Raw genomic sequence first — 21,232 nt, 5'->3', positions numbered from 1 at the left:
GGCTCATCCTGCACGGCCGCTACGTGTGCAAGGCGCGCAAGCCCGACTGTCCGCACTGCGTGATTCGCGACCTGTGTCGCTTCAAGGACAAGACGACGGCTGGATAGGCGCGGGTGCGGAAGGGATCGTCGGCCGCAGGCGCGGCAGCCGGCTCCCGGGCGCCCGGGCAGCATCGCGGGCCGGCTCATCCTGCACGGCCGCTACGTGTGCAAGGCGCGCAAGCCCGACTGTCCGCACTGCGTGATTCGCGACCTGTGTCGCTTCAGGACAAGACGACGGCTGGTAGGCGCGGGTGCGGAGCGATCGTCGGCCGCGGGCGCGGCAGCGAGCCGCCTGGCGCCCTCGCACCATCGCGGGCCGGCCCAAACGCAGCGGGGCGTGCCGCCGGCACGCCCCGCCACTCGCCGATGCCGATGCCGATCGGCGACCGCGTCCTACCAGGCGAATTGCGTGCGCAGCGCGTACTGCCCGGTTTCGTCGCCGGTGAAGCCGTTGTCGCCCTTGGTGTAGTTGAACATGAAGCGCAGGCTGGGATTGACGTAGTAGTTCACACCCAACAGCCAGCTGGTCACGTCGAGATCGGCGATGTCCTTGTTCTCGATCGAGTCGTAGCGCGCAGTCAGCTCCCACAGCCCCTTGTCCGCCACCGGCGCGGAACCGAACACGCCGGTGCCGGCCTTGTAAGGCTTGTGGCCGCCATTGAGGTGCCAACTGCCCTGCAGGTACCACGTGGTCACGTCCTGGTCGGGGCCGATGGGCTGGCCGAACGACGCATTCGCGTATTCACCCTGGAAGAACATCGGGCCGAACGAGCCGGCCGCTTCCAGCGCATAGGCGTCGATCTGGTTGCGGCTGGCGCCGGTCACGGTGGCGATGGTCTGCGACGGTCCGCGACGACCCGCATAGTTGGCTGCGGCGGACAGGTCGGCAGAGCCCTGGTTGGCGTTCTCGTGGCTGGCCCATGCGCCGAAGTGCAGCGTGCTGTCGGCAGTGTTGATCGGGGCGAAGGTCACGCGACCGGCGTAACCGGTGCCCTCATTGCGCGAGCCGCTGGCGCCACGCAGGTTGAAGGCGCTGAAGCCGGCGGTGTAGTTGCCGCCTGCGCGCAGGTAGCCCACACCCTGCTGGAACTGGCGGCCGTTGAACAGTCCGGTAGCGGTCGCGAAGGGACGCTCCATCATCAGGATCTCGTTGGAACTGGTCAGCTCTTCCATCGCGCGGTAGGGCTTGAAATGGCCGATGGTGAACTTGCCGCCCAGCGCGGACTTGGCGATGTAGGCGTCGCGCAGGCCGTCGAGGTTGCTGCCCGCGGCGAAGTCCTGCTCGACCTTGTAGTCCCATCCGTACGCCTTGCCCTGCAGGGTCAGGCGCGCCCGGCGGAACTCGGTGGTGCCGGTGGTGCTGGCCTGGTCGCGATCGAAGGCGTAGGCGTCGAAATGGATGCGGCCGCCGAGCGAGGCCTCGAACTTCTTGTCGGCGGAGGTCACCTTGATGCCGCCCTTGGTATCGACCACCGGGCTCGAGGTCGCGATCTTGTCGAGGCTTTCCTGGGTGCCGACATTGATGTCCGACTGCGCGTCGGTGCGCACTTCCAGTTCGGCGACCTTCTCCTGCAAGGCCGCGAGCTGGGCCTTGAGTTCGGCGATTTCCTGATCACGCGGGGTCTGCGCGGTGGCGGACAGGCTGGTGGTGCCGAGCACGGCGGCGAGCGCGGCTGCGAGGATCGTGTGACGCATGTGGAGATTCCCGATGGTATGGATGCTGAAAGGGGACGCGATCGGAGGCTCGCCCGAGCGGCTGGCCAACGCGTCGTCCGGTGGGCGTGGCGGAGGCACCAGCCCCCGCTCCGGCCGTGCAGAGAATGGGGCGGTTTCGTGACCGCCGGATGACAGCGGGCGTCATTGCCGAACCGCCGGCGGACACGCCGGGCGCCGGCGCCGCGAGCGACCGCTGTCATCGTAACGTCACGCCAGCGCAACCGTGGCGTCATCGCATCGACGTGGAATGCCCATCGGGGCGGGCCTCGCCCGCAAACTTTCCAAGGAACCCATGTACGCCACCCTCACCAAGACCCGTCGCGCCGCCACCCGGGTGCGCATTGCAGCCGCCGTCCTGTGCATGACTTTCGCTGGCCTCACCCACGCCGCCGAGATCACCGGCGCCGGCGCCACCTTCATCTACCCGCTGCTCTCGAAGTGGTCGGACGACTACAACAAGGCCACCGGCAACCGGATCAACTACCAGTCGATCGGCTCCGGCGGCGGCATCGCCCAGATCAAGGCCGGTACCGTCGACTTCGGTTCGTCCGACAAGCCGCTGCCGCCCAAGGAACTCGCTGCCGCAGGGCTCGGCCAGTTTCCCTCCGCGATCGGCGGCGTGGTGCCGGCGGTCCACCTCCCGGGATTGAAGGCGGGCGCGATGAAGCTCGACGGGCCGCTTCTGGCCGACATCTTCCTCGGCAAGGTCACGATGTGGAACGACCCGCGGATCGCCGCGCTCAATGGCGGCATCCCGCTGCCGGCCATGAAGATCACCGTGGTGCACCGCTCGGACGGTTCCGGCACCACGTTCAACTTCACCAACTACCTGTCCAAGGTCAGCCCGGAGTGGAAGTCCGCGGTCGGTGAAGGCACCGCGGTCAAGTGGCCGGTCGGCGTCGGCGGCAAGGGCAACGAAGGCGTCGCCGCCTACGTCAAGCAGATCCGCGGCGGCATCGGTTACGTCGAGCTCGCCTACGCCCTGCAGAACGACATCGCCTACTCGCGCCTCAAGAACGCCGCCGGCAACTTCGTGCTGCCCAACGACGAGACCTTCGCTGCCGCGGCCGCCAGCGCCGACTGGAGCAAGGCGCAGGATTTCGACCTGGTCATGACCGACGCGCCGGGCGAGAACGCCTGGCCGATCGCCGCCACCAACTTCATCCTGATGTACAAGAAGCCGAAGAACGCGGAGCGCTCGCGCAACGCGAAGGAGTTCTTCCGCTGGGCCTACGCCAATGGCGACGCCCAGGCCACCGAGCTGCATTACGTGCCGCTGCCCGACAGCGTGGTCCAGCAGATCGAGGCCTATTGGACCAAGAACATGGCGTTCTGAACCTGCCGGACCACGGCAGGCGCGGCCACGCTGGACCCACTCTCCTCCCTTGACGGGCCTACGGGCCCGTTCTTTTTTCCCGGAGCGCCTTGGGTCCTTTTTCCGGCGAGCCTCGACGACGCGGCGGCCACGGCGTCATACGGCTGTAACAAAAACATCATTTCATAGTGCGACCCCTGTCGCGCATCGCCGACACACATCGTCTGGAGAATTCATGAACAGCACGCCGGCGCGCTTTTCCGCCCTCTCCCTGGCCGTTGTCGTATTCCTCGGCGGCTGCAAGCCCGACGCGGGTACCCCGGTCGTCCCCGCCACCGATGCAGCCAATCCCCCCGCCACGACCCCCGCCACCGGTCAGGACCGGATCGGCGTGGAGATCACCGGCGCGGGCGCGACCTTCATCTACCCGCTGCTGTCGAAGTGGTCCGACGACTACAACAAGGCCACCGGCGCCCGCATCAACTACCAGTCGATCGGTTCCGGCGGCGGCATCGCACAGATCAAGGCCGGCACCGTCGATTTCGGTTCGAGCGACAAGCCGCTCACCAGCGAGGAGCTGGCGGAGGCCGGCCTCGGCCAGTTTCCGTCTGCCATCGGCGGCGTGGTCCCCGTGGTCAACATCGACGGCATGGAACCCGGCGAGCTGCGCCTGACCGGCCCGCTGACCGCCGACATCTACCTCGGCAAGGTGACCCGCTGGAACGATCCGGCGATCGTCGCCGTGAACCCGGGCGTGAGCCTGCCGGACGAGAAGATCACGGTCGTGCACCGCTCCGACGGTTCGGGCACCACGTTCAACTGGGTCAACTACCTGTCCAAGGTGAGCCCGCAGTGGCAGTCCGCGGTGGGTGAAGGCACCTCCGTGAGCTGGCCGACCGGCGTCGGCGGCAAGGGCAACGAGGGCGTCGCCGCCTACGTGAAGCAGATCAAGGGCGCCATCGGCTACGTCGAGCTCGCGTATGCCACGCAGAACGGCATGGCCTACACGTCGATGCAGAATGCGGCGGGCAACTGGGTGCGGCCCAGCGCCGAGAGCTTCCAGGCCGCGGCGGCGAGCGCCGACTGGGCCAACACCAAGGACTTCAGCCTGATCATCACCGAGGCCCCCGGCGCCGATGCCTGGCCGGTCGCCGCGACCAACTTCATCCTGATGTACAAGCAGCCGAAGGACGCGAAGCGCTCGAAGGACGCCATCGACTTCTTCACCTGGGCACTGGAGAACGGACAGCCGCAGGCCGACGCATTGCACTTCGTCCCGCTGCCCGCCGATCTCGTCCAGCAGGTCGAGGCCTACTGGGCGGCCGAGTTCAAGTTCTGACGCTCCGTCCGGGACGCCCCGCACGCGCAGGCGCGCGCGGGGTCCGGACGCTTCCCCGCTGAACGCCTCCTCTTCGCAGCCGGCTCCCTGAAACGATGAACGCCACCACCCTCCCCGCCACCGCGGATACAAGTCGCGACGCCTCCGACCAGCGCGCCGATCGGGCGTTCCGCTGGCTGGTTTCCGGCGCCGGCCTGCTCGTGCTGGTGTCGCTGATCTCGGCGGCGCTGTCGATGCTGTGGGGCGGCCGGGACGCTTTCGCCAGGTTCGGCCTGGAATTCTTCTGGCGCGACGCATGGGATCCGGTGCAACAGGATTTCGGCGCGCTGGTGCCGATCTACGGCACGCTGATCACGGCTTTGATCGCGATGTTGATCGCGGTGCCGATCAGCTTCGGCATCGCAATGTTCCTCACCGAGATCGCGCCGAAGTGGTTGCGCACGCCCGTTGGTGCCGCGATCGAGCTGCTCGCCGGCATTCCCTCGATCATCTACGGCATGTGGGGCCTGTTCGTGCTGGTGCCGTTCCTGGCCGAGCACGTCTATCCCTGGGTCAACGACAACCTCGGCGAGATCCCGGGCATCGGCGCGATGTTTTCCGGCCCGCCGCTCGGCTTGGGCATGGGCACCGCCGGCCTGGTACTGGCGATCATGGTCATCCCCTTCATCTCCTCGGTGATGCGCGAAGTGTTCCTGACCGTGCCGGGGCAGCTCAAGGAATCCGCATACGCACTGGGCGCCACCAAGACCGAGGTCGTCTGGGACGTGGTGCTGCCCTATACGCGTTCGGCGGTGATCGGCGGCATCTTCCTCGGCCTCGGCCGGGCGCTGGGCGAGACCATGGCGGTGACCTTCGTGCTCGGCAATGCCCATCGCCTGACGGTCTCCCTGCTCGAACCCGGCAACTCGATCGCCGCGACCATCGCCAACGAGTTCGCCGAGGCGGATTCGCCGATGTATCTGTCGTCGCTGATCGCGCTCGGCTTCGTGCTGTTCATGGTGACGTTCGTGGTGCTCACCATCGCGCGGCTGATGCTGCGCCAGCTGAAGAAGCGGGAGGGCAACTGATGAGCGCTTCCCTGTACCGTCGTCGCAGTGCCAAGAACATCGTCGTGCAACTGCTGGCGGTGGCCGCCGCGGTGTTCGGCCTGTTCTGGCTGGTGTGGATCATGTGGACCACCCTGACCAAGGGCATCGGCGCGATGAACCTCGCGCTGTTCACGCAGATGACGCCCCCGCCGGGCGCGGAAGGCGGCGGCATGCTCAACGCGTTCTTCGGCAGCATGGTCATGAGCCTGCTCGGCATCGCCATCGGTGCGCCCGTCGGCGTGCTCGCCGGCACCTTCCTGGCCGAGTACTCCCGCAACAGCTGGATCGGCGAGACCGTGCGGTTCGTCAACGACATCCTGTTGTCGGCGCCATCGATCGTGCTGGGCCTGTTCGTCTACACCATGGTCGTCGCGCAGATGGGTCACTTCTCCGCGCTCGCCGGCGGCATCGCGCTGGCCTTCATCGTGCTGCCCGTGGTGGTGCGCACCACCGACGAGATGCTGCAGCTCATACCCACGCAGATGCGCGAGGCCGCGCTCTCGCTCGGCGTGCCACAGTGGAAGGTGATCGTACAGGTGCTGTATCGATCGTCGCTTCCCGGCATCGTCACCGGCATCCTGCTGGCATTGGCACGCATCAGCGGCGAAACCGCGCCGCTGCTGTTCACCGCGCTCAACAACCAGTACTGGACCACGAACATCCTCTCGCCGATGGCCAACGTGCCGGTGGTGATCTTCCAGTACGCTATGAGCCCGTACGAGAACTGGCATTCGCTGGCCTGGGCCGGCGCGTTCACGCTCACCATGTTCGTGCTGCTGGTCAGCCTGCTGGCACGCTTCATCGTCCTGCGCCACAAGATCGCCCATGACTAACCTCTCGATGGATCCCGTGATGAACGACGCCGCTCCCGCCGCCCGCACGCAGCGCATCAACACCGCCACGGTCGAACGCGGCGCGCTGCCGCCCGCGCCGGTCAAGATCGCGGCGCGGAAGCTGCAGTTCCACTACGACAAGTTCCATGCGCTGAAGGACATCGAGCTGGAAATCCCCGAGAAGCGCGTGACCGCGCTGATCGGTCCCTCCGGTTGCGGCAAGTCGACGCTGCTGCGGGTGTTCAACCGGATCTATGCCCTCTATCCGAAGCAGGAAGCCAGCGGCGAAGTGCTGCTGGACGGCGAGAACATCCTGGGACCGAAATACCCGATGAACCGCTTGCGCAGCAAGGTCGGCATGGTGTTCCAGAAGCCCGTGCCGTTTCCGATGACGATCTACGAGAACGTCGCCTACGCGATCCGCCACCACGAGAACCTCTCCAGGAAACAGATGGACGAGCGGGTCGAGCAGGCGCTGCGCCAGGGTGCGCTGTGGGACGAGGTCAAGGACAAGCTGGGCCAGAGCGCGCTCGGGCTGTCCGGCGGCCAGCAACAACGCCTGTGCATCGCGCGCGCGGTGGCGCTGCGGCCGGACGTGCTGCTGCTCGACGAGCCCACCTCGGCGCTGGATCCCATCTCCACCAGCCGCATCGAGCAACTGATCGAGGAACTCAAGCTCGACTACACCATCGTCATCGTCACCCACAATATGCAGCAGGCGGCGCGCGTGTCCGACTTCACCGCCTTCATGTACCTCGGTGACCTGATCGAACACGACACCACCGAGACCATCTTCTCCAAGCCCTCGAAGCAGCAGACCGAGGACTATATTACTGGACGGTTCGGCTGAGCCGAACCGTCCGTCATTTGTGATTCGTGATTGGTGATTCGATACAACGAGCGCCAGCCCGCAATCCACCACTGCTTTTCCCAATCACGAATCACCAATCACGGCCCTTACCCATGACCACCCAACCGCACGACCATATCGTCAAGAGCTACGACGAAGAACGCCAGCGCCTGATCGGCGAGATCATGCGCATGGGCGAGATGGCGGCTTCGCAGCTGGAGGCTGCGCTGGACGTGCTCGAGCGTCGCGACGACAAGGCGGCGGCGCGGATCGTCGCCAACGACGAGGAGATCGACGCGCTCGAGCACGAGATCAGCCAGGACGTGATGAAACTGGCCCTGCGCGGCCCGATGGCGCGCGACCTGCGCGAGATCCTCGCCGCGCTGCGCATCGCCTCGGACATCGAGCGGATCGGCGACTACGCCGCCAACGTCGCCAAGCGCTCGATCGCGCTCATCGCCGCACCGCCGCTGCCGCACACCCGCGGCCTCAACGCGCTCGGCCAGCTCGCCGTCCGCCAGATCCGCGACGTGCTGGCCGCGTTCGCCGCCAGCGACGCCGATGCCGCGCAGCGCGTGCGCGCCCAAGACGCCCAGGTCGATACGCTGTACACGGGCCTGTTCCGCGAACTGCTCACGTACATGATGGAGGACGCACGCGCGATCACCCCGTGTACGCACCTGCTGTTCATGGCCAAGAACCTCGAGCGGGTGGGCGACCACGCCACCAACATCGCCGAGAACATCTGGTTCCTCGTGCACGGCGACGATGCACTGCCGCCGCGCGAGAAGCGCGACGGCACCAGCGTCGCAACCTGATGCTGCAGAGCAGCATGCCCGCTGCCTAAATTCCCGCTGAATCCACGGGATTCCTCCGCGCGTCTCGCCCCCGCACCGGACCTCAACCTGCGCTTAATGTCGCCACGGCCACACTGTGGCCGGACGGACCGTGGGGGGGTCTGGAGGCGACTGTCGCCGGGGCCGCATCATCGCTCCCGGTCTGCCGCAACCCGACCTGAAGATCGCCGTCCAGCGCACGCGTGGAAGGGATGCCGCCTGATCGGTCCGCGTCGCGCTTCCGGCCCGCACGTCCGCCCCGTGAACGTCTCCAACCGCGGTCAGCCCACCCACCCTGAGGAATCCACCATGACCCAGTCCAGCAAGAAACCCGTCGCCGTCGCCATCGGCACCGCCCTCGCCGGCGGCCTGCTCCTGTCCGGTTCGGCCTTCGCGATCACGCCGCTCGCCCAGGGCTATCTGCTCGGCGCGCAGGACGCCACCGCTGCCGCCGCAGAAGACAAGGCCAAGGAAGGGCAGTGCGGCGGCGACAAGGCCAGGAAAGCCGAAGGCAAGTGCGGCGAAGGAAAATGCGGCGTCGACAAGATCGACACCGACAAGGACGGCAGGATCTCGCGTGCGGAATTCGATGCGGCGCATCCCGGCAAGGCCGAGAAGTTCGCTGCAATGGATGCCAATGCCGACGGATTCGTCGACGCGGCCGAGCACGAGGCGCACAAGACCGCCAGCAAGGCCGACATGGAAGGCAAGTGCGGGGAAGGCAAGTGCGGCGGCGCAGCGTGATGCGCTGATCCGCCGCGACCGCATGCGTCCGGCCCTTTCCCTGCCGAACGCGAGCGCGGGCCTGGGCCTGCGGCGCGGACTGCTGTCCGCGCTGCAGGCGGCCGACGAGGCCGCGTTCGATTTCCTCGAGTGCGCGCCGGAAAACTGGATCGGCGTCGGCGGCAGGCTGGGCGCCGCGTTCGAGGCGCTTGCCGAGCGCCGTCCGATCACCTGCCACGGCCTGTCGCTGTCGCTCGGCAGCGTCGCGCCGCTGGACGAGACCTTCCTTGCCCGTGTCGGGCGTTTCCTCGACCGCCACCGCGTTCCCCTCTACAGCGAGCACCTGAGCTGGTGCAGCGACGATGGCCACCTCTACGACCTGCTGCCGCTGCCGTTCACCGAGGAGGCGGTCGAGCACGTGGCAGCGCGCATCCGCCGCGTGCAGGACATCCTCGGCCGCCGGATCGCGGTGGAGAACGTGAGCTACTACGCGGCGCTCCCGGTGGGCACGCAGCCGCCGCTGGACGAAGCGACCTTCGTCGAGGCGGTGCTCGAACGCGCGGATTGCGACCTGCTGCTCGACGTCAACAACATCCACGTCAACGCTATCAACCACCGCTACGATCCGGTCGCGTTCCTGCGCCGGATGCCGTCCGCGCGGATCGCCTGCTACCACGTCGCCGGCCACTACGACGAGGCCGAAGACCTGAAGGTCGATACCCACGGCGCCGCCGTCATCCCCGACGTCTGGTGCCTGCTGGCCGAGGCCTACCGCGTGCACGGAATCCGGCCGACGCTGCTGGAGCGCGATTTCAACTTCCCGCCGTTCGAGGAGCTGCTCGGCGAACTCGACGCCATCCGCGACCTGCAACGCGTCGCGCAGGCCCCGGCCGCCGTACCCGCGCATGGCTGAGGCGCCCGCCACACTGCGCGCGCAGCAGTTCGCGCTGTCTCGGCACCTGCGTGATCCCGCGGCCGTGCCGCCCCCCGGGGGCATCGAGACGCGGCGACTGGGGATCTATCGCGAGCTGCTCTACAACAACCTGCAGGGCCTGCTCGCCGGCAATTTCCCGGTGATCCGCAGGATCCTGGACGATGCCGCCTGGCAGGCGCTGGTGCGCGGGTTCTTCGCGCTGCACCGCAGCCATACGCCTCTTTTCACCGAGATCGGGCGCGAGTTCGTGCGCTGGCTCGAGGCGCGCGCAGAGGACGATCCTGCGCTGCCGCCCTGGCTCCCGGAGCTGGCGCACTACGAGTGGGTCGAACTGGCGCTGCAGATCTCCGACGCGCAACCGCGGCTCGACCCGCAGCCCGGAGGCGACCCGGCGCCCGACCCGGTGCAGGCGCTGCTCGACGGGGTGCCGGTGGTCTCGCCGCTCGCATGGGCGCTGGCCTATCGCTGGCCGGTGCACAGGATCGGCCCCGGGAACCTGCCCGGGGTGGAACCGGAGGCGCCGACCCTTCTTCTGGTACGTCGTGACGACACCGGCGAGGTGCGCTTCGCGCAGCTGTCGCCGCTGGCCTTCCGGTTGCTGGAGCTGCTGGCCGACGGCACGCGCACCGGCCGCGCGTGCCTGCAGGCGCTCGCGCACGAGGCCGGCACCGACCCGGACGCGCTGCTCGCCGAGGGCGGCGCGATGCTCGCGCGCATGCGCGACGAGGGCACGCTGCTGGGCATCCGCAGGGACTGAGCGGCGGCGCCGGCGCGCATCGCCGCTCGTGGCGCCACGCGCCGGGTGACGGTACCCGCTGCCGAGGCCCCGGTCCCGGTGACGCGGTGGCCGGCGATCCAATGGGCACTCGCGCGACCCGGTGTCGCGCGCGTCCATCGCCACGACGCTGCAGGCGCTCTGCTAGGCTTCACGCATGGAACAAGCCGCGCAGCAGTCAGCCGTCCCCAGCCTGCTTACCAAGCGCTTCCGCGGCTACCTGCCGGTGGTGGTGGACGTCGAGACCGGGGGGTTCGACTGGAACCGGCATGCATTGCTCGAGATCGCGGCCGTGCCGGTGGATGTGGACGAGGCCGGCGCCCTGGTGCTCGGCACCCCGGCCAGCGCGCACGTCGTCCCCGCCCCTGGGACCGACATCGACCCGCAGTCGCTGGAGATCACCGGGATCGACATCGACCATCCATTCCGTTTCGCCAAGCCCGAGCGCGAGGCGCTGGACCACGTCTTCGCCACGGTGCGCGCGGCGGTCAAGAAGCACGGTTGCCAGCGTGCGATCCTGGTCGGGCACAACGCCCACTTCGACCTGAACTTCCTCAACGCGGCCGTCGCGCGCTGCGGGCACAAGCGCAATCCGTTCCACCCGTTCAGCGTGTTCGACACCGTCACCCTGGCCGGGGTGGCGTACGGGCAGACGGTCCTCGCGCGCGCGGTGCAGGCCGCCGGTTTCCCCTGGAGCAGCGAGGACGCGCACTCGGCGCTGTACGACGCCGAGCAGACCGCGAAGCTGTTCTGCACCATCGTCAACGCCTGGCCGGCGCCGCAGGCCGGCTAGCGGCACCGCCCCTCCCACGGGCAGGAACCGTCTCCCTGCGGTCGCATCGACCGCCCGAGGCGGCCTGCCATGCGTTCCGACGCTGCAGAACATCGACCGCATCGATGCGGCGTCGATCCGGATATGCCTCCCACCGCGCTTCGTCGCCGCGGGCACGAAGCGGTCCATGGTCGCGTGTCGCTCTCGACCCGGGCTGCACATGTGCTGTGTTCCACTGTCCGTCGTACGCACCCAGGAGACGCTGCAATGCCGATCACCCGCGCGAAGGCGAGCCTGCTGCTCAACCAGAAGGAGATGGCGCTCTACGACGACAGCCGGATCAACGGACTGCGACAGCTCGACGGAAAGGGGCTGGCTTCCCGGATCAAGCGGGCGCGCACCGCGCGCGACCGCGCACGCGACCTCGTACAGAAGCACAAGCTGGCCTCGCGCGCGCGCAGCGGCAGCAAGCGCGGCGCCAGCGGCGAAGCCAACCGGCGCAGCAAGGACAAGTCCGAACTGATGGCCGACATCCTCAAGCGCTTCGAAGGCCGGCTGCGCGAGGTCGAACGCGAGGAGAAAGCCGCCGCGACGCCGCGCCGCAAGTCGACGGCCACGCCTGCCAGGAAAGCGCCTGCGAAGGAGAAGGCGACCGCACGGAAGGCGACGGCCAAGCGCAAGCCGGCGGCTGCCGGCGCCAAGAGCGCGAAGAAGGCGACATCCCGAAAGACGGCCTCGGGCTCCACCGCGCGCAGGCAGCCGGCCGACCGCGAGACCACGGATGCATCGGCCACGCAACGCGCCAGCGGAACCGGCGCGGGCGCCTCCAAGGCAAAGACGAAGTCCGCAGGTAAGAAGTTGGCCCGCAAGTCGCGGCGTGTCGGTCGCATCACCCCGGAGCAGGCCCTCGCCCAGACCCGTGCGCTGCTCGAGGCCAAGCAGGCGCGCGACCATGAACCCAAACCCTGGGAGGTCCCCGCGAGCAGCGACCCGATCGCGGGCACGCCGGGCTACCAGTCCGAGGGCGCTGCACGACGGGCCAAGCGCCTGCACGCGGCGGAAGCGCGAATCCCTGCGATACAGGGCAGCATCAGCACCCGGGACCGGGTCAACCAGGGCAAGCGCGACCGGCGGCAGGGCGAAGACTGAACTCCGCGCGTCGTGTCCGGTAGCGCGGCGACATGCGCGCCGCGCTTCGGCGCGGCCGATGCGCCGGTCGCCATCCCGGCGTCGCCAGCTTGAGGTCGATCACGCCGGCGACGATCAGCCCAGGCTGACCAGGCGCCCGGCATTGGTGGGCTCGCCGAGCAGGACGATGCCGAGGATCGCGGTCCCGACCGCCCCCATGCCCACCCACACGGCTTAGGCGGTGCCGACCGGCAGAGATTTCATCGCCATGCCCAGCAGCCACAGGCTCACGAGCATCGCTGCTGCCGTGCCGAACGTGGGCCACGGCCGGGTGAAGCCTTCGGTGTACTTGAGGCCGATCGCCCAGGCGATCTCGAACAGGCCGGCGAGCAGCAGGATGATCCAGGGCACTGGCGTGGACTCCGATATTCGCGGGGTCGTCTCCGCGGACCGGAGGAAAGGTGTCGGGTCGTCCCGGCACGAGCGCATCGTGCCACGGCGACTGCGGGGCAGGTGACCGTCGGATGACCCGCTTCGCCCCACCCGTGTGGCTGCATGCTGCGCAGGTGCACGTCTGCAGGGGACACCGGAGTCGGCCGCTTGCCGCCAGTGCGCGCAGCGCGAGCGCCAGCCCTCAGCCGACGCCATCGTCCCGGGAGGGGGAGTGCACGAACCGGTATCCGCAGACGAGGATCCAGCTCACCAGCAGGAAGAACAACGGCGCGCGGAACGCGAGCCACGCCGACGGGACCAGCATGGCGGCGCCCAGCAACCCCAGCACGGCGCGCCAGCGCCCAGCGCCTGCGCGCGGCGCGAACGAATGCAGGAACAGCGCGAGCAGCATGAGGCACGCGCCGGCGAAACCCAGCCAGTCCTGCCATTGCAACGAAGCAAACATCGACCGCCTCCGGACGCGAACTCAACCCGCGCGCTGGCGCACCGCCTCGAACAACGTGACGCCAGCCGCCACCGAGACGTTGAGACTCTCTACGCCGGGGGAAGTTTCCGCGCCCGGCATCGGGATCGAGACCAGTTGGTCGCAATGTTCGCGCGTGAGCCGGCGCAGTCCATCCGCTTCGCCGCCGAGCACCAGTGCGACATTGCCCTTCAGGTCGAGCGCATACAGCGACGCGCCGGAACCACCCACCAGGCCGTAGATCCATACGCCCAGCTTCTGCAGCTCCGACAGCGTGCGCGAGAGGTTGGTCACGCGCACCACGGCGATGCTGTCGGCGGCGCCGGCCGAGGTCTTGCGGACGGTGGCGTTGACCTGCACCGCCTTGTCCTTCGGGATTACCACGGCGGTTACGCCGGCCGCGGCAGCGCTGCGCAGGCAGGCGCCGAGGTTATGCGGATCCTGCACGCCGTCGAGCACCAGCAGCAGCGCCCTCCCCTGCGCCTGCTCAACCAGGTCGGGCAGGTCGTGTTCGTCCCAGGTCCTGGCGGCGGCGTAGCGCGCGGCCACGCCCTGGTGGCGGGTGCCGCCGGCGACGCCGTCGAGCGCCTGCTGCGCGACGCGGCGCACATCGATGTCGCGCCGGCGCGCCGCCTGCTCGATCTCGCCCAGCCGCGGGTTCTTCGCCCCGGCCTCGACCAGCACCTCGCGCACATGCTCGGCATCGTGCTCGACCGCCGACGCGACCGCGTTGATGCCGACGATCCACTGGTTCTGCTTGCTCATCGGGACGTGATTGGTGATTCGTGATTGGAAGGAGCAGTTCGTCGATCCGGATCGGCTCTTTCGAATCACCCATCACGAATCACGGCTCTCAATACTTCTGCTTCCTGCGCTTCGCCGGCTGTCCGCGCGGCGGCTGCGGATTCGTGTTGCGCTCCCCGGCCAGGCGGAAGTCGATCTTGCGTTCCTCCAGGCTCGCCTTGAGCACCACGATGCGCACGCGGTCGCCGAGGCGGAACTCGCGCGCCGTGCGCTCGCCGGTCAGGGTCTTGCGCAGCGGATCGAAGTGGTAGAAGTCGTTCGGCAACTGGGTGACGTGGACCAGGCCGTTGACCTTGGACTGGTCCAGCTCCACGAACAGCCCGAAGCTGGTCACGCCGCTGATCGTGCCGTCGAACTCGCCGCCCACGTGCTGTTCCATCCACGCCGCGCGGTAGCGCTCGTCGACCTCGCGCTCGGCCTCGTCCGCGCGGCGCTCGCGCTCGGAACACTGCAGCGCCAGCGTCGCCATCTCGCGTGGCGTATGGAAATCCTCGAGTCTGCGGCGCGCCAGCGCGTGCTTGATCGCGCGGTGCACCAGCAGGTCCGGGTAACGGCGGATCGGCGAGGTGAAGTGCGCGTAAGCCTGCAGCGCCAGGCCGAAGTGGCCGATGTTCGCGGGCGAATACACCGCCTGGCTCTGGCTGCGCAGGATCACCGATTCGAGCAGAGTGGCCTCGGGACGATCGCGCACCTTCTTCAGCAGGGCCGCGAAATCCTTCGGCTGCAGCCGCGCCCACGGCGGCATCCGCAGCGCGAACTCCTTCAGGAACTCGAGCAGGTCGGCGTACTTGGATTCCGGCGGCTTGTCATGGATGCGGTACGGTGCCGGGATTTCCGCTGAGAGCAGGAACTTCGCCGCCTCGACGTTGGCCGCGATCATGCATTCCTCGATCAGCTTGTGCGCGTCGTTGCGGACCAGCATCCCGGCCTGGGTGACCTCGCCGCGGTTGTCGAGCACGAAGCGCACTTCCGAGGATTCGAATTCGATCGCGCCGCGCCTGGCGCGCGCCCTGGCCAGCACCTGGTACAGCTGATGCAGTCGTTCGACCTGCGGCATCAGCGCGCCGACCTGCGCCTGCGCCTCGGCATCGCCCTCGCCGACCGACTTCCACACCTGGGTGTAGGTCAGGCGCGCGTGCGAGTTCATCACCGCCTCGTAGAACTTCGACTCGACCACCTCGCCCTCGCGGTCGACCTGCATGTCGCAGGCGAAGCACAGCCGGTCGACCTTCGGATTCAGCGAGCAGATGCCGTTGGACAGGGTCTCGGGCAGCATCGGCACGACGAAGCCGGGGAAGTACACGCTGGTCGCGCGCAGCTGCGCCTCGTCGTCGAGCGGCGTGCCGGGACGCACGTAGCTCGACACGTCGGCGATCGCGACGATCAGCCGGAAGCCGTCGCGGTTCGGCTCGCAGTACACCGCGTCGTCGAAGTCCTTGGCGTCCTCGCCGTCGATCGTGACCAGCGGCAGCGCGCGCAGGTCGACGCGACCCGCCGCGGTCGCGGCATCGACCTGCAGCGGTACGGCCGAAGCCTCGGCCAGCACCTGCGGCGGGAATTCGTGCGGCAGCTCGTGGCCGTGGATCGCGGCTTCGACCACCAGCGACGGCGTCAGCGCATCGCCCAGCACCGCCAGCACCTTGCCGATCGGCGGACGCCGCTCGTCGGCCGGGGTGGTGATCTCGCAGACCACCAGCTGGCCGTGCACCGCCCCGAGGCGCGCGTCGGTCGGGACCTGTACGTTGCGCTGGATGCGACGGTCGTCGGGCACCACGTAGCTGATCCCGGAGTCGATGGTGAAGCGGCCGATCAGTCGATTGAGCCGGCGCTCGAGCACCTCGACGATCGCGCCCTCGCGGCGCCCGCGCCGGTCGAGCCCGGTGACGCTGGCCATCGCCCGGTCGCCGTGCATCACCTTGCGCATTTCCGACGGCGGCAGGAACAGGTCGTCGCCGACGCCGCTGTCCGGACGCAGGAAGCCGAAGCCGTCCGGATTGGCGATCACGGTGCCCGGGATCAGGTCGAGCTGTGCGGCCGGCACGTAGCCGCCGCGCCGGTTCTGCAGCAGCTGGCCATCGCGCACCATCGCGCCGAGGCGCTTGCCGAGTGCGTCGGCGCGATCGGGCTCGGCGAGGTCGAGGCGCTCGGCGAGCATCTGCGCCGTCAGCGGCCCGTCGGCGGCGGCGATCAGCTGCAGGATGGCCTCGCGGCTGGCGATCGGCCGCTCGTAGCGTTCCGCCTCGCGGCGCGCGTGCGGATCCTCGAATCCGCCGCCCGGCGTCGCACGAGCGCCGGATTTCGTGTGCCCACCCGGCTTCGCCGCGACAGCGGGGTCGGGCATCCAGCCCGGCGATGCGGCTGCACCCCGCCTGCCGCCACCGCGTTGCCCAGCCTGGGGACCCTTGCCGGAGCTGGACTTGCCGCCCCGTCCCGTGCCGCGGCCAGCGCCGCGCTTGCTTGGTGTGTTCGCCATCGGCGGCATGGTACACGCGTGGCGTATCGGCCCGGTGCAGGCGACACGTTGACTTTGGCATCGACGCGCCGCAACATACGCGCCCCACCGCCCAGGTGGCGGAATTGGTAGACGCACTAGTTTCAGGTACTAGCGGGTAAAACCGTGGAGGTTCGAGTCCTCTCCTGGGCACCAGACCACAGATCCAGACCGTCCCGCACGGCCCGGAACTGCACAAAGCCCCGCTGCAAGCGGGGTTTTTCTTTGCGCGACCGGTTGACAGGGTGGGCGCGATGCCTGCTGAAATGTCGGCCTGAGCCCGGCGTATCAACTTGATTCGGCATGGCGGGGGACGGCCTGGCGGCCTAGTCACCCAGGCCGCAACGCCAACCGGACCGGTAGGTCAGATAACGCCGCGCCATGTGCGGCGGCAACGCATCCTCCACGGCCAGGCCGAGCGCCGGCCAGGCGTCCAACACGTCCACGATCCGCGACCAGGCGGCCGACGGAACCGGAGCGTCTTCGGGCAGGTCGCGCAGGCAATGCTCGGCCCATTCGAACAGCAGCGGCTGTTCCGCCAGCAGCCGCCGCTTCCACCACGCCAGGGCGGGCATCCAGACGACATGGCCGCGTCCGGCGTCGCGTTCGGCCTCCGCGCGCAGGATCGACGCGCAGCCCCGGTACCACTCCGTGACGCCACCGGCCCGTAATGCGTCCACCAGCGGTGGCGGCGCGTTCCATGCCCGCAACTGCCGATGCAACTGAGTCTCGCGCCGACGCGCTTCGGCGACCCGGTCGAAACCGATGACCACGCTTCCCGCCAGGTCGAAGCACTCGTAATAGCGTGCGGCGAATGCACGCACGCGCGCCAGAGGATCGACGGAGATGCCGACCTTGGCGATGTCCTCGTGGACCAGCGGGAGCACGTACAGGTGGCAGGCCGACATGGAGACCTCGCGCCGGGGGAAGACGCGGAGTGTGCGCGCCCGATGTCGCGCGGACCGCGACCACGGGATTCAGGATGATGACCGGGTTCCCGGCTGGCACGCATCGCGCCCGGCCCGCGAGGCACGACACCGCGATCGAGGACACGGGATCCTGCCGCAGGACGAGCTTGCTTACGACCCTTCCCGCCCCCCTGCCGCGGTACTGCGCGACGCGTCCGCCCCCGCGGCTCAGTCCCAGCGCAGCGTACAGCGCGCGCTGAGCGTCTCGCCCGGGTGAAGGACCAGTTCGGGTGGCAGGTTGAACGCATCCGGTGGCGCGGTCTGCGGTTCGACGCAGGTCGCATGTGCGGATCCGTCGTAGACCACCCAGTCGCGGCATTCCGACGCGATGCGCAGGCGCTGGCCCTGTCGATGCAGCACCACCTCGCGATCGTTGACGAAGCAGTCGTCCCACGGCCCGGGACGCACCTGGCCGGCGGGGCGTACGGCGATCCCCTCGGCATCGCGCGGGTACATGGCCTGCGGATGGAACTCGAGCCGCTCGGGCTTGCGGAACCAGGGGTGCCAGCCGATCGAGGCCGGCATCGCCTGTTCGACCGCGGTCACCGACAGCACCAGCACCAGTGCCCGCCCCTCGATGCCGATGCGCTGGCCGGCAATCCCGCCGAACGGCCAGCGCCCGTCGGTCGGCATCGGCAGCTCGAGCGAACCATGGGTCGCGGAATGCTCGACGACATCCCAGGGCATGAGGAAGCCGACGCCGTGGATGGCGTGTCCGCCCAGGTTCGCGGGAAGCAGGTGGCGCCGACCCCGGAACGCGAACTGGCCATGGCGGATGCGTCCGCACCACGGCACCATCGGGTAGCAGCCCCAGCCGATGGCGGTCGTGGCGTCGTGCTCGCCATGGCCGAGCAGCTGCTCGATGCCATCGCAGCGGATCTGGGCGATGCGGCCACCGGCCTGGGGCGCGATGTCGACCGACAGGTCGCCGGCCGCGATCGTCAACAGCGGCCCCGGTGGCATCGGCGAGGTCGGACCGATGGCGGCCGCGGTCGCGACCTCATCCCCCATAGGGATCCAGCGTCCGAATGCGTCCGTCGGGATCGACGTGCAGCTCGGCGACCTTGGCCGAACGCAGGTGGGTGACGCCGCCCGACAGGATCGAGTCGTGGTAGTACAACCACCAGCGGCCACCGAATTCGACGATCGAATGGTGCGTGGTCCAGCCGACCACGGGAGTGAGGATCACGCCCTGGTAGGTGAAGGGCCCGTAGGGATTGTCCGCTGTGGCGTAGCACAACAGGTGTGTGTTGCCGGTCGAATACGACAGGTAGTAGCGGCCCTGGTGCTTGTGCAGCCACGGCCCCTCGAAATAGCGGCGCTCATGGTCCCCGGCATTGAGTGGGGTGCCGGCCTCGTCCACGATCTGCACCTCGCGCGGCGCTTCGGCGAACTGCTTCATGTCCGCCGAAAGCCGCGCCACGCGCGGGCCCAGCGCGGGCTCGGCGTCGCCGGGTTCCTCGTTGCCGGGCGCGTACGCGTTGTCGCGGTACTTCTGCAGCTGCCCGCCCCAGATGCCGCCGAAATACATGTAGTGCGCGCCGTCGTCGTCCGCGAACACCGCCGGGTCGATCGAGTAGCTGCCCGCGATCGGCTCCGGCTCCGCCTGGAAAGGCCCCTCCGGACGGTCGCCCACCGCCACCCCGATGCGGAACAGCCCGTCGGCCGACTTCGCCGGGAAGTACAGATAGTAACGACCGTCCTTCACCGCGGCGTCGGGCGCCCACATCTGGCGCTGCGCCCAGGGCACGTCCTTCACGTGCAGGGCGACGCCGCAATCCACCGCCTCGCTTTGCGGCGAGTCCATGCGCAGGACGTGGTAGTCCTCCATGGCGAAGTGCGCGCCGTCGTCGTTGAACGGGATGCCGGCATCGATGTCGTGCGAGGGGTAGATGTAGAGCCGCCCCTCGAACACGTGCGCCGACGGGTCGGCGGTATAGATGTGGGTGACGAGCGGGCGCGAAAGCGCCTTCTCCGCGAGCGCGTCGAGCGCTCCGTCGGGATATTCCTGGTCTGCCATGGTCGATCCGTATCCGGGGTCAGGTCGTCTGGGCTGCGCGGCGCTCCGCAAGCTCGCTCTCGATGCGGGATTCCATCGACTTGTCGATCCTGTAGAAGAGCATCAGCGCCACGCCGATCAGGAACGGCAGCGAGCAGTACACGCTCATCGAGAAGCGGATGCCGTCGATGGTCTCCGGCGATTGCAGCTCGGCGCCCGCCACGTAGTCGTAGCGGGCCAGGATCGCGGCGACCAGCGCGCCGCCGACCGCCAGCCCCACCTTCAGCCCGCACAGGATGGCGGAGAAGATGATCGCGGTGGCGCGGCGGTTGTTCTTCCACTCGGAATAGTCGGCCACATCGGCCACCATCGCCCACAACAGGGGGATGGTGATGCCGTAGAAGAAGCCGTGCAGGATCTGCGACAGGAACACCAGCCCGATCGCGTCCGGCGGGAAGAAGTAGAACGCGAGCAGGAACAGGGTCGAGACGAACAGGAACACGCCGAAGACGTCGCGCTTGCCGAAACGGTCCGCGAGAGGCTTCGAGAAGCCGATGCCCACGATCATGAAAATGATGCCGCTGGCATTGAACAGGCTGAAGGCCGACGTCGGTGCGTCCTCGGGCCAGTGGAACGCGGTCAGGCCCATGCCGGTGAGCATGGTATTGAGTCCGGCGATGAATCCGTTGAAACCGATGCCGTCGAGGAATTCGGCCAACGCCGGCTCGCTGAGGTAGTACTCGAAGTAGTAGACGTAGGTGCCGCCTTTCAGCGCCAGGGTGATGAAGACCAGAATGGTCAGGAACAGCATTATCAGCCACGGCCGGTTGCCGGCGAGGTCGGCGATGTCCTGGCGCAGGTTCGTCTTCTGGCCGGCCGGCGCCAGCACCCGCTCGCGGGTGGTGAAGAAGGTGATGAACAGGAAGATCGTACCTACCACCGCGAACAGCAGCATGGTGTTGTGGAATCCCTGGACGCGGTCGCCGTCGCCGAGGATCAGCACCAGTGGCAGCAGCAGCGCCTGCACCACCAGTTGCGCGATCATCACCGCGACGAAGCGGTAGGCCGACAGGCTGTTGCGGTCGGACATGCTGCCGGTCAGCACGCCGCTCAGTGCCGAGTACGGCAGGTTGTTGGCGGCGTACACCAGTACCAGCAGCGTGTACGTCGCGGCCGCGTAGAACACCTTGCCCTGCGGACCCAGGTCGGGTGTGCTGAAGGCCAGCAGCGCGAGCACGCCGAAGGGCACGGCGGTCCACAGGATCCATGGCCGGAACTTGCCCCAGCGGGTGTTGGTGCGATCCGCCATCACCGCCACCAGGGGGGTGAACACGAATGCGCCGAGCAGGCCGACCACGAAGATGATCGTCGCCGCAGTCGCCGCCGGAATCCGGTAGATGTCGGTGTAGAAGAAGGCCAGGAACGTCATCAACGTCTGGAAGATGAGGTTGGCCGCCAGGTCCCCCAGGCTGTAGCCGACTTTCTCGGTGACGGAAAGCTTTTCCGCGCGGGTGCTCTGGGCGATGCTCATGGCGATAGAAGGTATCCGTGTGGCTTGCGCGTTCGTAACGTTTGAAACCGGTGCGTTGCGCATGCGCCGGCCTCCCCTGCAATACGGCCGCCTTCCGGCGGCCGCGTTTCGAAGGATCGCATGTTCACCGGCCTGCCGGACCGCTCCCGCGAAAAAAATCACGACCCGCCCGG

General features: G+C 68.3%; 20 protein-coding genes, 1 tRNA gene and 2 pseudogenes. 14 read left to right on the top strand and 9 right to left on the bottom strand.

The features are described from left to right. Positions 1-107 (top strand): annotated as a pseudogene (locus JMO03_RS20930) (endonuclease III); the annotation flags it as partial. Between the two features lie 97 nt (positions 108-204). Further along, positions 205-510, top strand: coding sequence for a hypothetical protein (locus JMO03_RS21700; protein WP_425491874.1), 306 nt, complete (start codon positions 205-207; stop codon positions 508-510). Here JMO03_RS21700 and JMO03_RS20920 read toward each other — a convergent pair. Beyond that, positions 435-1,736, bottom strand: coding sequence for an OprO/OprP family phosphate-selective porin (locus JMO03_RS20920; RefSeq protein ID WP_202845691.1), 1,302 nt, complete (start codon positions 1,734-1,736; stop codon positions 435-437). The two genes, JMO03_RS21700 and JMO03_RS20920, sit on opposite strands and share 76 nt — an antisense overlap. Positions 1,737-2,004: 268 nt before the next feature. Between JMO03_RS20920 and pstS (JMO03_RS20915) the strand changes: the two genes are divergently transcribed. The 11 genes from pstS (JMO03_RS20915) (at position 2,005) to JMO03_RS20865 (ending at position 12,371) form a co-directional block, all read left to right on the top strand. Further along, the gene (pstS, locus tag JMO03_RS20915) at positions 2,005-3,093 is read left to right on the top strand and encodes a phosphate ABC transporter substrate-binding protein PstS (protein WP_337926461.1); all 1,089 of its coding nucleotides are present in this window, start codon (positions 2,005-2,007) and stop codon (positions 3,091-3,093) included. A 214-nt stretch (positions 3,094-3,307) separates the two neighbouring features. After that, positions 3,308-4,411 carry a phosphate ABC transporter substrate-binding protein PstS gene (pstS, locus tag JMO03_RS20910; protein WP_202845689.1) on the top strand — a complete coding sequence of 368 codons (1,104 nt, stop codon included), beginning with the start codon at positions 3,308-3,310 and terminating at the stop codon, positions 4,409-4,411. A gap of 95 nt (positions 4,412-4,506) precedes the next feature. Next, the gene (pstC, locus tag JMO03_RS20905; protein ID WP_202845688.1) at positions 4,507-5,478 is read left to right on the top strand and encodes a phosphate ABC transporter permease subunit PstC; all 972 of its coding nucleotides are present in this window, start codon (positions 4,507-4,509) and stop codon (positions 5,476-5,478) included. After that, positions 5,478-6,332, top strand: a complete 855-nt coding sequence (gene pstA / locus JMO03_RS20900) for a phosphate ABC transporter permease PstA (protein WP_202845687.1) — start codon at positions 5,478-5,480, stop codon at positions 6,330-6,332. The genes pstC and pstA overlap by 1 nt, the downstream gene beginning before the upstream one ends. Beyond that, positions 6,325-7,182 carry a phosphate ABC transporter ATP-binding protein PstB gene (gene pstB / locus JMO03_RS20895; protein WP_202845686.1) on the top strand — a complete coding sequence of 286 codons (858 nt, stop codon included), beginning with the start codon at positions 6,325-6,327 and terminating at the stop codon, positions 7,180-7,182. The genes pstA and pstB overlap by 8 nt, the downstream gene beginning before the upstream one ends. A 113-nt stretch (positions 7,183-7,295) precedes the next feature. Next, positions 7,296-8,000 (top strand): phosphate signaling complex protein PhoU, encoded by a 705-nt coding sequence (gene phoU / locus JMO03_RS20890; protein ID WP_202845685.1) that lies wholly within the window; start codon positions 7,296-7,298, stop codon positions 7,998-8,000. Between the two features lie 327 nt (positions 8,001-8,327). After that, positions 8,328-8,762: an HvfA family oxazolone/thioamide-modified RiPP metallophore gene (locus tag JMO03_RS20885; RefSeq protein WP_202845684.1), complete on the top strand. Its 435-nt coding sequence runs from the start codon at positions 8,328-8,330 to the stop codon at positions 8,760-8,762. A 22-nt stretch (positions 8,763-8,784) separates the two neighbouring features. Further along, positions 8,785-9,654, top strand: a complete 870-nt coding sequence (locus JMO03_RS20880; RefSeq protein ID WP_238346372.1) for an HvfB family MNIO-type RiPP peptide maturase — start codon at positions 8,785-8,787, stop codon at positions 9,652-9,654. After that, positions 9,647-10,432 carry an HvfC family RiPP maturation protein gene (locus tag JMO03_RS20875; RefSeq protein ID WP_202845682.1) on the top strand — a complete coding sequence of 262 codons (786 nt, stop codon included), beginning with the start codon at positions 9,647-9,649 and terminating at the stop codon, positions 10,430-10,432. Before JMO03_RS20880 ends, JMO03_RS20875 begins: the two co-directional genes overlap by 8 nt. Positions 10,433-10,607: 175 nt before the next feature. Next, positions 10,608-11,243, top strand: a complete 636-nt coding sequence (rnt, locus tag JMO03_RS20870) for a ribonuclease T (RefSeq protein ID WP_202845681.1) — start codon at positions 10,608-10,610, stop codon at positions 11,241-11,243. A 246-nt stretch (positions 11,244-11,489) separates the two neighbouring features. Continuing rightward, positions 11,490-12,371, top strand: coding sequence for a hypothetical protein (locus tag JMO03_RS20865; RefSeq protein WP_202845680.1), 882 nt, complete (start codon positions 11,490-11,492; stop codon positions 12,369-12,371). A gap of 76 nt (positions 12,372-12,447) precedes the next feature. On the opposite strand, the pseudogene sugE reads toward JMO03_RS20865, so the two are convergent. The 4 genes and pseudogenes from sugE to rnr form a co-directional block, all read right to left on the bottom strand. After that, positions 12,448-12,761: pseudogene (sugE, locus tag JMO03_RS20860) on the bottom strand (quaternary ammonium compound efflux SMR transporter SugE); the annotation flags it as partial. Positions 12,762-12,984: 223 nt separating this feature from the next. Next, positions 12,985-13,248 (bottom strand): CBU_0592 family membrane protein, encoded by a 264-nt coding sequence (locus JMO03_RS20855; RefSeq protein WP_202845679.1) that lies wholly within the window; start codon positions 13,246-13,248, stop codon positions 12,985-12,987. Positions 13,249-13,269: 21 nt separating this feature from the next. Further along, positions 13,270-14,031: a 23S rRNA (guanosine(2251)-2'-O)-methyltransferase RlmB gene (gene rlmB, locus JMO03_RS20850; RefSeq protein ID WP_202845678.1), complete on the bottom strand. Its 762-nt coding sequence runs from the start codon at positions 14,029-14,031 to the stop codon at positions 13,270-13,272. 88 nt (positions 14,032-14,119) lie between these two features. Beyond that, complete coding sequence (gene rnr, locus JMO03_RS20845; RefSeq protein ID WP_202845677.1) at positions 14,120-16,543, bottom strand: ribonuclease R; 2,424 nt, start codon at positions 16,541-16,543, stop codon at positions 14,120-14,122. An 89-nt stretch (positions 16,544-16,632) separates the two neighbouring features. On the opposite strand from rnr, the gene JMO03_RS20840 reads away from it, so the two are divergent. Beyond that, positions 16,633-16,717: transfer RNA gene (locus JMO03_RS20840), tRNA-Leu, on the top strand. Positions 16,718-16,887: 170 nt separating this feature from the next. Here JMO03_RS20840 and JMO03_RS20835 read toward each other — a convergent pair. The 4 genes from JMO03_RS20835 to JMO03_RS20820 form a co-directional block, all read right to left on the bottom strand. After that, on the bottom strand, positions 16,888-17,469 hold the full coding sequence (locus JMO03_RS20835) for a GIY-YIG nuclease family protein (RefSeq protein ID WP_202845676.1): 582 nt from the start codon (positions 17,467-17,469) through the stop codon (positions 16,888-16,890). Between the two features lie 228 nt (positions 17,470-17,697). After that, positions 17,698-18,492 (bottom strand): aldose epimerase family protein, encoded by a 795-nt coding sequence (locus JMO03_RS20830; protein WP_238346371.1) that lies wholly within the window; start codon positions 18,490-18,492, stop codon positions 17,698-17,700. 37 nt (positions 18,493-18,529) lie between these two features. Continuing rightward, a complete protein-coding gene (locus JMO03_RS20825) occupies positions 18,530-19,549 on the bottom strand; it encodes a glycoside hydrolase family 43 protein (RefSeq protein WP_202845674.1) in 1,020 nt (339 codons plus the stop codon). 19 nt (positions 19,550-19,568) lie between these two features. After that, entirely contained in the window at positions 19,569-21,059 is a 1,491-nt protein-coding gene (locus JMO03_RS20820) for an MFS transporter (protein WP_202845673.1), read from the bottom strand. Positions 21,060-21,232 lie beyond the last annotated feature (173 nt).

This window comes from Luteimonas saliphila (assembly GCF_016774335.1).
Taxonomy (GTDB): domain Bacteria; phylum Pseudomonadota; class Gammaproteobacteria; order Xanthomonadales; family Xanthomonadaceae; genus Luteimonas; species Luteimonas saliphila.
This window is presented reverse-complemented; position numbering and strand designations above follow the sequence as displayed.

Excerpts from the sequence above, each read along its gene's own strand:
- JMO03_RS20920 (WP_202845691.1), bottom strand. The coding sequence starts at position 1,736 with ATGCGTCACACGATCCTCGCAGCCGCGCTCGCCGCCGTGCTCGGCACC.
- pstS (WP_337926461.1), top strand. The coding sequence starts at position 2,005 with ATGCCCATCGGGGCGGGCCTCGCCCGCAAACTTTCCAAGGAACCCATG.
- pstS (WP_202845689.1), top strand. The coding sequence starts at position 3,308 with ATGAACAGCACGCCGGCGCGCTTTTCCGCCCTCTCCCTGGCCGTTGTC.
- pstC (WP_202845688.1), top strand. The coding sequence starts at position 4,507 with ATGAACGCCACCACCCTCCCCGCCACCGCGGATACAAGTCGCGACGCC.
- pstA (WP_202845687.1), top strand. The coding sequence starts at position 5,478 with ATGAGCGCTTCCCTGTACCGTCGTCGCAGTGCCAAGAACATCGTCGTG.
- pstB (WP_202845686.1), top strand. The coding sequence starts at position 6,325 with ATGACTAACCTCTCGATGGATCCCGTGATGAACGACGCCGCTCCCGCC.
- phoU (WP_202845685.1), top strand. The coding sequence starts at position 7,296 with ATGACCACCCAACCGCACGACCATATCGTCAAGAGCTACGACGAAGAA.
- JMO03_RS20885 (WP_202845684.1), top strand. The coding sequence starts at position 8,328 with ATGACCCAGTCCAGCAAGAAACCCGTCGCCGTCGCCATCGGCACCGCC.
- JMO03_RS20880 (WP_238346372.1), top strand. The coding sequence starts at position 8,785 with ATGCGTCCGGCCCTTTCCCTGCCGAACGCGAGCGCGGGCCTGGGCCTG.
- JMO03_RS20875 (WP_202845682.1), top strand. The coding sequence starts at position 9,647 with ATGGCTGAGGCGCCCGCCACACTGCGCGCGCAGCAGTTCGCGCTGTCT.
- rnt (WP_202845681.1), top strand. The coding sequence starts at position 10,608 with ATGGAACAAGCCGCGCAGCAGTCAGCCGTCCCCAGCCTGCTTACCAAG.
- JMO03_RS20865 (WP_202845680.1), top strand. The coding sequence starts at position 11,490 with ATGCCGATCACCCGCGCGAAGGCGAGCCTGCTGCTCAACCAGAAGGAG.
- JMO03_RS20855 (WP_202845679.1), bottom strand. The coding sequence starts at position 13,248 with ATGTTTGCTTCGTTGCAATGGCAGGACTGGCTGGGTTTCGCCGGCGCG.
- rlmB (WP_202845678.1), bottom strand. The coding sequence starts at position 14,031 with ATGAGCAAGCAGAACCAGTGGATCGTCGGCATCAACGCGGTCGCGTCG.
- rnr (WP_202845677.1), bottom strand. The coding sequence starts at position 16,543 with ATGGCGAACACACCAAGCAAGCGCGGCGCTGGCCGCGGCACGGGACGG.
- JMO03_RS20835 (WP_202845676.1), bottom strand. The coding sequence starts at position 17,469 with ATGTCGGCCTGCCACCTGTACGTGCTCCCGCTGGTCCACGAGGACATC.
- JMO03_RS20830 (WP_238346371.1), bottom strand. The coding sequence starts at position 18,492 with ATGCCACCGGGGCCGCTGTTGACGATCGCGGCCGGCGACCTGTCGGTC.
- JMO03_RS20825 (WP_202845674.1), bottom strand. The coding sequence starts at position 19,549 with ATGGCAGACCAGGAATATCCCGACGGAGCGCTCGACGCGCTCGCGGAG.
- JMO03_RS20820 (WP_202845673.1), bottom strand. The coding sequence starts at position 21,059 with ATGAGCATCGCCCAGAGCACCCGCGCGGAAAAGCTTTCCGTCACCGAG.